Here is a 13,420-nt window from a genome sequence, read left to right on the forward strand (position 1 = left end):
CGGCGCCGCGGCCGGCGATCGTGACGTCCCCCCCGCCCACCGCCGGCTCCGCCGACGCCCCGACGCGGGCGTTCACGCGGCCCGGTCGGCCCGGCCGCGACGACGACCCCGACGCCCGGGAGGACCGGCTCGACGCCGTGTTGGCGGAACTGTTGGAGGACCCCGATCCCGCCGCCCGGGCCGCCGCGTACGAGCGGCACCCGGACCTCGCCGACGACCTGCGGGCGTTCTTCTCCGGCCATGATCGCCTCCGCAACGCCGCCGGCTCGGCCGCCGGCCCGACCGGCGTCGCCCCGTCCGCGAGGCCGGCGCCGCCGTCCCGGTTCGGCAACTACGAGCTAATCCGTGAACTCGACCGCGGCGGGATGGGCGTGGTCTGGGAGGCCCGGCAGCTCGCCCCGCCGCGGCCCTGTGCGGTCAAGGTGCTGCGGGCCGGACCGGAGGAATTGTCCACGGCGGATCTCGCCCGGTTTCGGACGGAGGGGGCGGCCAGCGCCGCGCTGTGTCACCCGCACATCGTGCGGGTGTACGAGGCGGGCGTGCTCCCCGCGGAGGAGGGCGCCCCCGGCGGCGGGCCGCGGGCGTTTCTGTCGATGGAACTGGTCGCCGGGCCGAACCTCTGCGCCTACGCCGCCGGCTCGCCGCTGCCGCCGCGGGAGGCGGCGGCGATTCTGGCCGACGTGGCGGACGCGGTCAGTCACGCCCACGCCCGCGGCGTGCTGCACCGGGACCTCAAACCGGCGAACGTTCTGCTGGACCTCGCCGCCGACCGCCCGCTTTCCCCGTACGGGGCCAGCGGGCACGGCACGGCGTGCGAAGACGGCCCGAACGGCCGCGGGGCGCCGCTGGCGAAGGTGGCGGACTTCGGCCTCGCCAAGCGGTTCGGCCCCGCCTCCGAGGGGCTCGGCGCCGCGGAGGCCCCCACGATCGACTCCGCCCGCACCCGCACCGGGCAGATCGTGGGCACGCCCGGCTACATGGCCCCGGAGCAGGCCGCCGGCCACGACCCCGCCGGCGCCGCGGTCGGTCCGGCGGCGGACGTCTACGGGTTGGGGGCGATCCTGTACCACCTCCTCACCGGCCGGGCCCCGTTCACGGACGAGGGCGACGGCCCGCTGGGCGTGCTGCGACGGGTAATCGACGCCGCCCCGCTGCCGCCGCGGTCGATCAACCCGCGGGCGGCCCGGGAGCTGGAGGCCGTCGCGTTGAAATGCCTGCGGAAGGACCCGCGGTCCCGCTACGGCGGGGCGGCGGAGGTCGCGGCGGAGGTGCGACGCTTCCTCGCCGGGGAGCCCGTGCACGCGGCGGGCGGCGGCGCCGGCGGACTGGCCCTCCGCGTCGCCGGGGCCCTGACGGCCAGCCGGTACGAGGACCGCTTCCGCTACTGGGGGCGTTCCCTGCTGGCGATGGCGGCGGTGGTCGCGGCGGCCCACGTCGCCATCTTCTTCGCGGAACGGGCCGGGTACGGCTTTCTTGTCGCCCACCTCCTCCCGGCGGCGGCGATGCTGCTGGGCCTGGCCGCCGTGCTGTGGTTCGCCCGCCGCGGCGGCCACGGCGTGTTGCCGACCGACAGCGTCGAACGCCCCATCTGGGCCGTGTGGGCCGGCTATCTGGTCGCCCGGGGGATGCTCACCGTCATGGCCTGGCGGCAGGGGTGGGACAGCGGCGTGACCTACGGCGTGGCGGCCCTGATGGCCGGGGCGGCGTTCTACACCCTCGGCGGGCACGCCTGGGGCGTGTGCTACCTGATCGCCGCGGCGTTCTTCTCCGCCGCCCTCCCGCTGGCCGCCGCCGGCCCCTGGGCCGTGCCGGCCTTCGGGGCGATGTGGACGGCGGTGCTGGTCTGGCTTGGTCTGCGCTACTGCCGCATCGACCGCCGGCGACGGAAGGAAGCCGCGGGCGGGGCGTCCGCCGGATCCTGACTGGGGGCCGCAGTGTCTCCCCTCTCCCTCGAGGGAGAGGGGCCGGGGGTGAGGGTGACGCACGGTTCCTTCGCCCCCGCTCTCTGCGGTGATCGACCGGCCGATGGGCGAGCGAAGCGGGTCGTGAGGAACGTTCGAAAGTCGCTGCCCCCTCACCCCCGACCCCTCTCCCCCAAAAGGGGGAGAGGGGAGTTTCGGTGCTTCGGGCGCGAACCGGTCTTGACCGCGGCGGCGGCGGTGTGCGACGCGCTTCCTCATGAGCGCCGCCCCGTCCGATCCGCCCGTCGCCGAGTCGCTGCCGGACCGCGGCGGCGCCGCCGTTCTGCTGCGGTTCGGGCGGTGGGTCGACCGGGGGAACCTGCTGACGCTGGGCGGGTGGGGCCTATTCGCCGGCTCGACCGTGCTGGCCGCCGCCCTCGCCGCCCCGGCGCCGGTGGCGTCGGAGCCGGTGCAAACCGCCGACGCCCCGCCGGCGGCGGCCGGCGCGGAGACGCCGACCGAGGACGCGCCGCAATCCGACGTGCTGCCGGTGCGGGTCGCGTCGCTGCCGGGGGCCGGGCCGATTCGACGCTGGCCCTCCCCGCCGGAAGGCTACGAACCGCCGCCGATCGCGGAGGTCGCCGAACCGGGCGAGAGCGGAATTGAGCCGGGCGAGACGTGCGTTCCCCCGGGCGACGACGTCCCGCCGCCGGGGGGGGCGGACCCCGCGTCGCCGGACCCGTGGGCGGACGCCCTCGCCGATCTGCCGCCGGCGGCCGCGGACGATCTGACGGCGATGCGGGAGCAGTTCGGCTCCCTCGTCCCTTTCGTCCCGTCCCCGCCGACCGAGCCGCTGCCGACGCCGGCCGAACCCGCGCCGCTGCCCGCCGAACCGGCGGCGCCGTTGGCTCCGCCGGAAACCGATCTCGCGGCCCTGCGGGCGCGGCTCGCCGCGGCCCGGGTGAGCCTCGCGGACGCCCTCACGCCCGGCTTCCGACGGGTCGAACCCTGCGGGTCCTCCGGGCTGCGGGTGATCCTCACCCCCGGTCCGCTGATGGAGACCGGCCGCCCGCTGGACCTCGCCCTGACCGGCCCCGGCTGGTTCGCGCTGCTGCCGGACGACGACGGGGCGCCGCCCGTTCTTACCCGGGACGGGTCCTTCTGCCTGCGGGACGGGTTCCTCGTCCTCGCCTCGGACCCGGATCGGCGCGTGCGGGGCGTGCACGGCGGTGCGATCGCAGTGGGCGACGAGCCCGGTCACCTCTCGATCGCCCCGACCGGGCAGGTGTTTCGCCACGAACCCGAGGAAGAGGGCGGCGGCGACGTGGAGGTCGGCCGGGTGGCGGTGGTGGCCCCGGCGGACGCCGCGGCGGTGGAGCCGCTCGGCGGGGCGCTGTACCGCCCGCTCGGCCCGGTGCATCCGGTGCGTGAGTTCACCGCGCGGGCCCGGTTCATCGAGCAGTCGAACGTCGAACCCGCCGCGGAGATCGCCGGGGTGGAGGCGGTCCGCACGATTCTCGAGGAACTCGCCGCTCTGCCGTCGGAAACTCCTGCCGTGCGGCACGTGCGCCCGCAGGACGAACTCCGGCGCCGCGCGGCCCGTTGATCGTCGCTGCGTGGCGCGCGAACCGGGGTGGACCGGGCGCCGCGGCTCGTCTTACCACCGCCGCCCCGACGTTCGCCCCCTCGACCCGCCTCCGAGACCGGCCCGTGACCGCCCGTCGCCCCTTTTGTTCGCCGCTGCATCGCCTCGCTCCCGCGGCTCTTTCCCTGGCGGTGCTGCTGAGCGCCGCGGCCCCGGCGGTCGGCGGCGTGGAGTGCGACCGCAGCAAGCGGTACACGCTCGGCAAGCAGAACGGGCCGTACATGATCATGGTCGCCGCGATCTCCCCGCTGCGGGGCGGCAACAAGGAGGGCATGACCCCGGCGGAGGCGGCCGACCAGGTCTGCTACGAACTCCGCGAGCAGGGCATCCCGGCGTACGTCTACGACGTGCCGACCGAAACGGAGTCCCTGTCCACCCTCAGCCGCGACGGCGAGCAGCGGGACCGCCTGATGGCCACGATGCGGGGCGGCGTGTGCGTGCTGGCCTGCAACTTCCCCTCCGCCGACGACGAGCGCACCCAGCGGGCGCTTGAACTGATCAAGTCGCAGGTGAAGTGCCCGACGCTCGAACCGGTCGCCGCCGACGGCGGGTTCACCCGGACGAAGGGTGGCGGCTTCTTCAAGCGGACGATGGGCCGCTACAAGTCCCCGCTCTCCCGGGCGTTCGTGACCGTCAACCCGCTGCTGGACGCCGAACAGGTCCGGCAGCTGCGCAAGATCCGCGACCCGCTGCTGACCGCGCTGAACTCCAGCGAGGAGTACTCCCTGCACAAGTGCCCAGGGAAATACAGCGTGGTGATCAAGGAGTTCCGCGGGAAGACGCTCACGCAGGTGAGCGGGACGAAGACGGCGGACCTCGGCGAGCGGGTGGAGGTCTCCGACGAACTCAACGAGGGCGGCCGCGACGCCTGGGAGCTGTGCCAGATTCTGCGGAACCGCGAGGGGCACGAGGCCTACGTCTGGCACGACCGCTACCGCAGCGTGGTGACGGTCGGCAGCTTCGATTCGCCGCAGGACCCGGCCGCGATCCGCATGGCCCGGCAGTTCGCCGCCCGGCCGGACGTTCAGACCGGCGTGCCGGAGCCGATTCTTATCTCCGTGCCCAAGGGCGAGACCGACATCCGCAAGGCCAAACGTTACTGGCTGCTGGACGCCGTCCCCTATGCGATGCCCGTCCCGAACATGTGACCGGTCGGCCCGCCCCCGCGGGGCCGACCGCCGGCCGGACTACGAACCCGTCTCGGAGGACGCCTCCGGGGCGGGTTCGTGCGTCGGCGGGGCCGGCTCCCGGGCGATCATGCGGAAGGGCACGCTGCGGACGATCGCCTTCACCAGCGCCCGCGTCGTCCCGCCGTTCTCCCGCGCCTCGGCGACGACGCGGTCGATCGTGCAGTCGTCCCCGTCCTCCAGACTGCGGCCCAGGGCGTAGCCGAGCAGTTTGGCGGCGAGATGTCGGACGACGCGGTCCTCCTGTTTCAACAGGACCCGCCGCAGACCGCCGGGGCCCTCGAACTCTTCTCCGTCCGGCAGGGTCGCGGAGGCGTCGATCGGGGCGCCGCCCTCCTCGGTCCGCCAGCGGCCGAGGATGTCGTAGTTGTCGAGCGCAAAGCCGACCGGGTCCATCAGGTTGTGACAGGCGTAGCAGGCTGGGTCCTCGCGGTGCCGGGCGAGCTTCTCCCGCACGGTGCCCTTGTCCCGGCCGACTTTCAGTTCCGGCACGTCCGGCGGGGGGGAGGGCACCTTCACCCCGATGAGCGTTTCCAGCACCCAGGCGCCCCGCAGCACGGGGCTGGTGCGTTGCGAATAGCTGCTGGCCAGCAGGACCCCGCCGAGCCCCAGCACGCCGCCGCGGCGGGCTCGGTCCTCGCCCTCCAGATCGAAGCGGAAGAACGTCGGGTCGACGTCGTCTTCGTGCATCCACTTCTTGCCGCGGTCGGGAGTCCGCCCGGCGTCGCCGCGGAGCTTCTCCGGCGGTTCGACGAGGCCGTAGTGCCAGGACAGGCGGTCGTTGAGGATCACGTAATCCGCGTCGATCACCTCCCGCAGCGGGCGGTCCTCCCGGAGCAGGTAGAGGAACCACTCCGTCGGCTGGGCGTTCAGGTCGTCCAGCAGCTCGTCGCTGAAGATCGCCCGGAAGCGGTTCACGTCCGGGGCGATCCGCCCGCCGACGTCCCGGGTGCCGAGCCACTGCCCGGCGAAGTGCTCCGCGAACTCCGCGGCTTTCGGGTCGGCCAGCATCCGGTCCACCTGGGCGTCCAGCACGGCGGGGTCCGACAGGCGGTCGGCGTCGGCCAGTTCGAACAGCGTCTCGTCCGGCATCGAGGCCCACAGGAAGTAACTCAGCCGCGAGGCGAGGGCGTGATCGTCCACCAGTCGCGGCTCGCCGCCCGCCGCTTCCTCGTCGGCCGGGGCGCCCTGCGGCGGTTCGGTGCGGAACAGGAACTTCGGGGAGAGCAGCACGCCGCGGGCGGCGAGCTTCACCGACTCCTCCCACGGGTCGCCGCGGCCGGCGGAGCGGTCGTAGAGCGTCATCAGGGCGTCCACCTCCGCCTCGTCCACCGGTCGGCGGAAGGCCCGGCGGGCCAGCCGGGCGAGGGCCTCCCGGGCGCCGGCCCGCGGGTCGTCCGGCCGCTCGTAGGGGGGCAGGCCCAGCAGCCGCTCGTGGGCGACCGCCTTCTCGTCACCGGGGGCGTTCGGCCGGTCGTCCCAGACGCCCACGCCGGCGATCCGCAGCGGGGCCTCGCCGGGGTTGGTCACCTCGACGACGTGATCGCCGCGCGATAACCGCATCGTCGCCTTCGCCCGGGGGGGAACGCCGCCGGCGTCGTCCGCGGGAAACGTGCCGATCGGCACCCCGTCCATGTTCAGCGAGACCGACCCGGCGGCGTCCCGCTCGAACTTCACCGCGACGGTCACGTCCGCGGCGACGTACACCGTCAGCGGGACCGAGAGCGTCTCGCCCGGCTTCAGCGTCCGCGGGCCGTCCGCGTCGTCCGCCGGGGCCGGGAGAAAGTCCGCCGGCGGGATCGTGTGGTTCAGCCGCGGGGTGGAGATCGCCGCATCCAATACCTCAGCGGTCGCCGCAAGGTAGCGCTCCAGCAGGATCGGCGAGGAGAACAGCGTTTCGCCGTTGTTGTCGAAGCCTTCGCCGCCGGCGCCGTCCGCGGGAAAGTCCTCGGCGGGCCGCAGATCGACGAACAGCAGGTCCCGCAGGGTGTTGTCGTACTCCTGCCGGTTCAGCCGACGAGCGACGACCGGGCCGGCGTAGGGGCCGCGTTCGCAGGCGGTGGCCCGCAGGTAGCCGTCGATCCAGTCGGCCAGCTCCCGGCGCTCGTCCTCGGTCGGTTGGAACGCCGCGTCGGCCGGCGGCATCGTGCGGTTGCGGAGCTGCTCCGCGACGCTGCTCCACAGGCCGCGGTCGTCGTTGATCGCCGCGTCCGTCGTCGCGGCGAGGAAGTCGACGTGGTTGTCCTCGTCGTCCGGGGCGTGGCAGTCGCCGCAATAATCGACGAGCTTCGGCCGCACGGACTCCGCGTAGTGCGCCGCGGACTCCGGCTGCAACTCCGCCGCCCCCGCGGTCGGCCCGACGGGGAGCAGACCGCATGCCAGGGCGAACAGGGCAACGAAACGCACGGCGGGACCCGGGGGCGGGGGGGCGGGACGGCGCCGACGGACGCGGCGCGCGGGGACGCCCATGCTACGTCCCCCGCGGGGGGGCCTCCAGCGGTCGGCCCGCCGGGCTCAGCCCGCGGCGCTGCGGCGGACGCGGGCGGCGAGGTCGGCCCAGAACGCGTCCGCGTCCTCCGGAGCGATCTCCGCGGGATCGGTGCGCAGATGAAGTTGCAGGCGGCGACCGTAGCTCGCCGCCAGCACCGTCGCCCGGGTGAGGGGCCGCCCGGGCGAGCCGGTGGCGTATTCCAGCACGGTCAGCGCCTCCGCGGGATCCGCGGCGGGGGCGTGCAGCCGGCCGCGATCGTCCCGCAGGGCCGGGGGGAGGACCCGCTCCAGATCGCCGATATTCGACAGCACCGCGGTGGCGTAGCAGGTTCCGTCGAACATGCCGCCGGGCGGTCGATTCAGCAGGGCGTAGGAGAGCTGAACCGCCTCCACGAACCGTCGGCCGCGCTCGGTCTGCCGGACCCAGCTCATCTCCTCGTGGACCGATCGCAGCAGGGCCTGCGGGTCGTCGGCCAGCGCCGTCGGACGCGTGACCAGGGCCATGCCGATCTTGTTCACGACCGTCAGCCCGCCGCCGTCGTCCGTGCCGTCGCGGTTCGCCCGCCCGTCGGCGGGAGGCTTCCTCAACGAAGCCGGCAGGTCGGAGGCGTCGCGCAGGTTCACCGGGACGTTGATCCGCACCGCCGCGGGTTGACCGTCGAGCGTCGCCCCGGCGGCGCCGAATCGGGCGTTGTGCTCCCGCACGGTGAGGAACACGTCCCGCAGCAGGAGGTCGTTGAGCGTTATCCCGCGGGCCTTGGCGGCGGCCTTCAGGCGGTGCGTCTCCTCCTCCGTGAACGACGCGGTGCGCGGGGGCGAAACGTCGTCGGTCGGGGTCACGCCGGGCGGTTCGGGGCCGGCGTCCGCAGCCGGCTTGGCCGAGATCGCCTTGCCCCGCGACCCGGGGGCCAGCGGCAGCGTGCGGGTCCGCTTCATCCGCTGCGCGCCGATCAGCAGGTGGCCCCACACCGTCAACCGTCCCGGCGGCAGACCGGGCAGCAAGCCGGCGCGCTCGTATAACTGGCCGCGGCGGAGCAGGCGCTCCGCGCTGGGCGGAGCCGGGACGGCCGCGCCGCCCCGCGCCGCCGACAGGTGCGCGAACAGATCGATGAGAAACGTGATCCCGCCGAGGGCGTCCGCGACGCAGTGGTGCACCGCGACGGACATCCGGCAGAGCGGGACGCCGTCCGCGTCCGGTTCCTCGTCCCGAACCCAGATGCGGAGGCCGAGCTCCCGGCGGACGTCCAGCCAGTGCCCGCGGGGATGGGTGCGGGGCGTGCCGGCGGGGGCCCGGTCGACGATCACGGTCGCGTCCGCGGGGGCCGGGACCCAGACCGGCTCCCGGCCGGAGTCGTCGATGACGCGGCAGAGCAGGGGGTGCCGGCGGCGGGTCGCCTCCACGGCGTCGGCCAGCAGGGCGTCGTCCAACGGGCCGCGGACGAGCAACTCGTGGACGCCGGTCATCGGGTGCGACGGCCGGTCGTCGTCGAGCATGAACCGCTCGACGGCGGTCAGCGGGAGGCGCTCCGGCAGGCCGTGCGTTTCCGCGCCCGCGGCCTCCGCGCGGGAGCCCTGCGCGGCGGGGGGGGCGGACGCGACGTTCAACACGGCCTCGGGTCAGACGGACTCGGCCGCCGACTCAGGCGCCGGCCGGGACGGGGGCGGCCTCGGGGGCCTCGGTCGCCGCCGACGGGTTGGGCGGGGCGCCGTCCGGGGTGATCTTCCCGGGAACGGGTTCGGAGCCGGCGTAGTCGGTCCACGGCACGGTCTCGTTCTTCCGCACCGTATCCGTACCGCGAATGACCACCGGACGCCAGTTCGTCAGGTCGTACACCCGGTTCATCTGGGACGCCTTGTGGAACCGCTTGCCGGGCCGATAGACCTGCACGTCGGTCGGCACGACGCGGAAGTTGAAGGCCATCCGGTTGTGGTCGGACTTGTTGGCGTCCGAGCCGTGAATCGCCCGCTCGGTGAAGATCAGCACCTCGCCGGGCTCCATCTCCACGTAGTGGACGTCCTCCTCCTTCACCTCGTAGCAAGGGCCGTAGTTCACGGCGTGGAAGCCGACGTCGCCGCCCAGCCGCATCCAGCGGGTGCGTTCGGTCACGCTGCTGGTGTCCACCTTCAGGCAGCCGTTCTTGCGGGTGCTCGGGTCCGCGGGGATCCAGACCGTGAGCATGAACAGCTCGTTGATGTCCGGCGGGAAGACGCTCGGTTCGCCGAACTCCTCCTCGAACATGTAGGTGGTCGCCTGGTGCCAGCCGACCGGGTTGTTGCCGGGCGGTTTGTGGAACAGCTGGCTCCGCCAGGTGATGAGGTTCGGACCCAGCAACTGGGCGAGGCGGTCGGTGATCGCCGGGTGGGCGATCAAGCGCATCATCTCCGGCATCTCGAGATGGCGGTCCCGGTGCGGATCGCCGCCGGGGTAGACTTGGCTGGGCTGGTCGCAGCGCTCCAGCAGCCGGCGGCCGAAATCCTTGATCTCCTCCGGCTCGAACGCCTTGAACGGCTTGAGGTAGCCGTTGCGGTAGAACGCGGCGAGGTCCTCCGTGGACAGCTTGTTCTCCGGGGCGACGTCGTCCGTCTTCGGAACCAGCGGGTCCGGCACGCGGAGCTGGCACATCTCGTCGTGCGGCAGCTCCGTGCCGCGGCTGGCGATGTACCGGTCCATCATCTCCCGGTTCCAGTACTTCCGGATCCCCTTCAGCTTCTTCGAGGGCGTCAGGGAGTGCGGCACCCCCAGCGAATCGGCGGCCCGCAGGCCTCGCATCACCTGCGTGGAGACGGCGCGATGCCACACCCCGCCGGGCTTGAAGGCGCTGAAGGCGGACTTGGTCGCCATAAGTGACGTGAGCAGTGAGAAGGGGGAGAGTTGGGAGCCGGTCAGACTGCCGGCAAGATCGCGCCCATTGTAGGCAGTATCCGCGGTGAAGAACCGCTTTCGGCCCGATCCGCCGCGATCCGACCCTTTTCGACGGCCCCGCCCCCGTAGTCCCGCCGTCGCGACGAGCGAAGATTCCCGGCGAGACGGCGAACGACCGTTCGTCGCTTCGGTTCCCCGTCCCCCCGCGGCCCGCTCCCGTGTCCGGTCAGCCCCCCGCCGATTCGTCCGCCCTCGCCGAGCGCGATCCCCGCTTTCCCTCCGGGGCGTGGGCCGGGTTCTTCCAGCAGCGGACCGACCGTCCGACCGGCCAGGATATGCACTTCCGCGGCGGCCGCCTGACCGGCGCCGGGGCGGACGACTGCGGCCGGTTTACCCTCGCCGGAACCTACGACGTCGCCCGCGGCGTGGCGGAGTGGACGAAGTCTTACGCTCGCTACGCGGTTCACTACCGGGGCTTCGCGGAGGACGGCAGTCTGTGGGGCGTGTGGTCGCTGCCCAGCGGCGCCGACCGCGGCGGGTTCCGACTGTGGCCGGAGAAGTCGGGTCGGCGGGGGGCCTCCCGCCGCACGCGGGCCGACCGGCCGGCGGTCGTCAGCGGCGACGTGAACGCCGCCGACGCCTTCGCCGACAGCCTCCGCGAACGGCTTGAACCGGCGGGAACTCCCTGAGCGCCGCTCAGGCGTGCCGGCGCCACCAGCGGAGCAGGGGGAAGAACGCCGCGAGCCCCAGCAGCGCCCCGACCGCGTCCGCCAGCAGGTCCCAGCCGCTCGCCGTGCGGCTGGCGAGGAGCGTTTGCGTCAATTCGTCCAGCACGCCGTAGCCGAGGCAGAGGACGAACGCGACCGCGGCGGCCCGCCGCGGCGGGTCGTATCGCACGACCCGCCAGGAGGCGGTCAGCAGGCTCAGACCGGCGAAGATCGTCGCGTGCACCAGCTTGTCGGCGTGGGGCACTCCCTGGCCCACGCCCGGAGGCATCGGCAGGTGCGTCGCGGTGAACGCCGCCAGCAGATAGCCCGCCGCCGCCCAGGGCAGCAGGGCTCGCAGCCGTCGGCGCCAACGTCTCGGCCGCGGGCGGCCCGCGGCCGCGTCGGGGGGGGCGTCGCTCATGGGGCGGGGGCGCTGCGACGGGGGGCGACGCGAACGCTCTCTTCCGAGGGTTATTTGGCGGCGATCGCGTGGGACAGCGGCCGCAGCACGCTTTCGGTGACGTGCTCCTCCATCAACCGATCGCAGTGCTCCCGCAGGGTGAGCAGCCGCTCCTCGAAGGCGACCCCGGAGTCCAGGCTGCCGTACTGCCGGACGGTGAAGTAGACGCTGATCTGGTCCTCCGGGAAGTCGTCCCGCCGCAGTTGGTAGGCGTTGGTCCGCGTCTCCACCGCCAGCCGGGCCTGCAGGCGGCACTCCTCGTCCAACACCACGGTGATGCCGGGTTCGTAGTTCAGCACGGAGCAGCCGGGCATGTCCGTCAGCGGTTCGATCCCCGGGCCGGCGCCGAGCGCCTCGACGACCAACGCGTCGTGATTGCCGCGGTAGGTGAAGTCGAAGCCGAGGGTGTAGTCCAGCGCCTCGCAGTCCAGCGGGCTGATGCTCAGCATGTACGGGACCTGCTGGAGCACGAGCACGTGCTGCTCGATCGCGTCCTCGACGTCCGGCGGGTTGATGTAGCCGCTGCACACCCGCCGCGGCTCCAGGCTCACCCAGCGCTGGTGGCCGTCGTCCTTGTCCTCCTCCAGGACGAAGTCGCCGTTGTCGCGGGTGTAGAAGTTCCGCATCGAGTCGTACTTCTTGCGAATCCGCTCGAAGAACTGCAGCGTCGTCTCCCGCCCCTCGGGCAGCCGCATCTCGGTGTTGAGATTGCAGTTCACGTAGAAGTCGTCGGCGAGCGTGCCGTAGGCGTCCATGGCGGGCGGGGCGAGGGAACGGGGGCCGGCGGGACGGCGGGACGAAGGCGAACGGCGTCGAAGGCGGCAGTGTACGGCGGGGCGGGCACGTTGGGGACCCGGGCGGGCCTGCGGCGTACAATGCCGCCCCGCGTTCCCCCGCCGAGCCCGTTCACGCCGATGGCCGTTCACCCTTTCGCCACCGACTTGGGGTGGTTTGCCGTCCGCGGGACCGGGGCGACGGTCACCCACGTGACGATCGGGCACCCCGGCCCCGACGCCGCCCTCGAGGCGATCCGAGCCGCGGCCGGGACCAGCGACGAGGAGGTCCGCGATTGGCGGCCCGAGTTGACGGACGCCCTCGCCCGCTTCGCCGCCGGGGAGCCGGTCGATCTGGAGGCGTTCCCGGTGCCGACGCCGCCCACGCGGTTCGCCCGTCGGGTGGTCGCCGAACTGCGGCGGGTGCCGCGGGGGGAGACGGTCTCCTACGCCGAACTCGCCGCCCGGGCGGGCTCCCCGAACGCCGCCCGGGCGGTCGGCGGGGTGATGCGGACCAACCGCACCCCGCTGCTGGTGCCCTGCCACCGCGTCGTCGGCGCCGGCGGGCGGCTGGGCGGCTTCAGCGCGCCGACCGGGATCGAATTGAAGAAGCGGCTGCTCGCGCTGGAGGCGGTGCCGGGTGCCGCGCCCGTCGGTCGCGGCTAAGACCCGTCCTTCCGCCGTCCGCCTTGCCCCTTCCGCCTTTTCTGTGCCCCGTCCCGCCGTCACCGCGTTCGCCTTCCGGCTGTTCGACCGTCCCCTGCACCCGGAGTTGTTCCCCGCGACGGCGACGGAGCGAATCGAACGCCCGGAGTTCTCGGCGACGCTGTCGCTGGGGGAGGACGGGCACCGCATCGAGGTCCGCACCGGCGGCCGGACGCTGACGGAACTGCTCGCCCCGGAAGAGTTCGTGCTGCCGGCCGGCGGACGGCGGGTCGGCCGGGGCGTGCGGGGGGCGGGGTTGGAGGACGTCACCTTCGACGACGACCTCGGCCCGGCGGTGCGTTATCAGGCCGGGCACCAGGCGGAGACGCCGGCGGCGGACGTGTTCGAGCACATCACCGCCGAACTGCTGGCCGACGCCGCCGCCACCGCGGCCCGCGGCGACGGCGAGGAGCGGGCGCCGATCGCCCGCTCCGACGAGCCCGGCCGCACGGCCCGGCCGGGCGCGCTCGCCTGCCGCTTCGCCTCCGGCGGGCGGCTGTCGGGGGACTCCGTCGGCCTGATCCGGGCGGAGGTCGCCGCCGATTCGCTCTTAATTCACGCGACCCACACCTTCGCCGACGCCCGCACGGTGGTCCGGACCCAGTCGCTGTGGGAGTGGCTCTGACCGGCGGCCGGTCGGGGGAGACGCAAACGGAACAGGAAGGCCCCGTTCCGGGTTTCCCCGGTGG

11 protein-coding genes are annotated in these 13,420 nt (G+C 73.7%); 6 read left to right on the forward strand and 5 right to left on the reverse strand.

What is annotated here, in order from left to right; all coding sequences use genetic code 11:
• The first annotated feature begins 20 nt into the window (after positions 1-20).
• The 3 genes from ACG2DA_RS04390 to ACG2DA_RS04400 all read left to right on the forward strand — a co-directional run bounded on the left by ACG2DA_RS04390 (position 21) and on the right by ACG2DA_RS04400 (position 4,694).
• The gene (locus tag ACG2DA_RS04390) at positions 21-1,922 is read left to right on the forward strand and encodes a serine/threonine-protein kinase (RefSeq protein ID WP_395254256.1); all 1,902 of its coding nucleotides are present in this window, start codon (positions 21-23) and stop codon (positions 1,920-1,922) included.
• 256 nt (positions 1,923-2,178) lie between these two features.
• Positions 2,179-3,507 carry a hypothetical protein gene (locus tag ACG2DA_RS04395; protein WP_395254257.1) on the forward strand — a complete coding sequence of 443 codons (1,329 nt, stop codon included), beginning with the start codon at positions 2,179-2,181 and terminating at the stop codon, positions 3,505-3,507.
• Between the two features lie 104 nt (positions 3,508-3,611).
• A complete protein-coding gene (locus ACG2DA_RS04400) occupies positions 3,612-4,694 on the forward strand; it encodes a hypothetical protein (RefSeq protein ID WP_395254258.1) in 1,083 nt (360 codons plus the stop codon).
• A gap of 39 nt (positions 4,695-4,733) precedes the next feature.
• Here the strand turns inward: ACG2DA_RS04400 and ACG2DA_RS04405 are convergent, their stop codons facing one another.
• The 3 genes from ACG2DA_RS04405 to ACG2DA_RS04415 form a co-directional block, all read right to left on the reverse strand.
• Positions 4,734-7,139, reverse strand: a complete 2,406-nt coding sequence (locus ACG2DA_RS04405) for a DUF1592 domain-containing protein (RefSeq protein ID WP_395254259.1) — start codon at positions 7,137-7,139, stop codon at positions 4,734-4,736.
• 108 nt (positions 7,140-7,247) lie between these two features.
• Positions 7,248-8,828 (reverse strand): hypothetical protein, encoded by a 1,581-nt coding sequence (locus tag ACG2DA_RS04410; protein WP_395254260.1) that lies wholly within the window; start codon positions 8,826-8,828, stop codon positions 7,248-7,250.
• A gap of 34 nt (positions 8,829-8,862) precedes the next feature.
• Positions 8,863-10,065, reverse strand: a complete 1,203-nt coding sequence (locus ACG2DA_RS04415) for a phytanoyl-CoA dioxygenase family protein (protein ID WP_395254261.1) — start codon at positions 10,063-10,065, stop codon at positions 8,863-8,865.
• Positions 10,066-10,304: 239 nt separating this feature from the next.
• On the opposite strand from ACG2DA_RS04415, the gene ACG2DA_RS04420 reads away from it, so the two are divergent.
• Positions 10,305-10,775, forward strand: a complete 471-nt coding sequence (locus ACG2DA_RS04420; RefSeq protein ID WP_395254262.1) for a hypothetical protein — start codon at positions 10,305-10,307, stop codon at positions 10,773-10,775.
• Between the two features lie 7 nt (positions 10,776-10,782).
• On the opposite strand, the gene ACG2DA_RS04425 is transcribed toward ACG2DA_RS04420, so the two are convergent.
• Both ACG2DA_RS04425 and ACG2DA_RS04430 read right to left on the reverse strand, forming a co-directional pair.
• Positions 10,783-11,214: a VanZ family protein gene (locus ACG2DA_RS04425; RefSeq protein WP_395254263.1), complete on the reverse strand. Its 432-nt coding sequence runs from the start codon at positions 11,212-11,214 to the stop codon at positions 10,783-10,785.
• Between the two features lie 50 nt (positions 11,215-11,264).
• Positions 11,265-12,008, reverse strand: coding sequence for a hypothetical protein (locus ACG2DA_RS04430; RefSeq protein ID WP_395254264.1), 744 nt, complete (start codon positions 12,006-12,008; stop codon positions 11,265-11,267).
• 159 nt (positions 12,009-12,167) lie between these two features.
• Here ACG2DA_RS04430 and ACG2DA_RS04435 point away from each other — a divergent pair, with 159 nt between their 5' ends.
• Positions 12,168-12,692 (forward strand): methylated-DNA--[protein]-cysteine S-methyltransferase, encoded by a 525-nt coding sequence (locus tag ACG2DA_RS04435; RefSeq protein ID WP_395254265.1) that lies wholly within the window; start codon positions 12,168-12,170, stop codon positions 12,690-12,692.
• Positions 12,693-12,735: 43 nt separating this feature from the next.
• The gene (locus tag ACG2DA_RS04440; protein ID WP_395254266.1) at positions 12,736-13,356 is read left to right on the forward strand and encodes a hypothetical protein; all 621 of its coding nucleotides are present in this window, start codon (positions 12,736-12,738) and stop codon (positions 13,354-13,356) included.
• Positions 13,357-13,420 lie beyond the last annotated feature (64 nt).

Source organism: Alienimonas sp. DA493 (assembly GCF_043951915.1).
Lineage (GTDB): Bacteria > Planctomycetota > Planctomycetia > Planctomycetales > Planctomycetaceae > Alienimonas.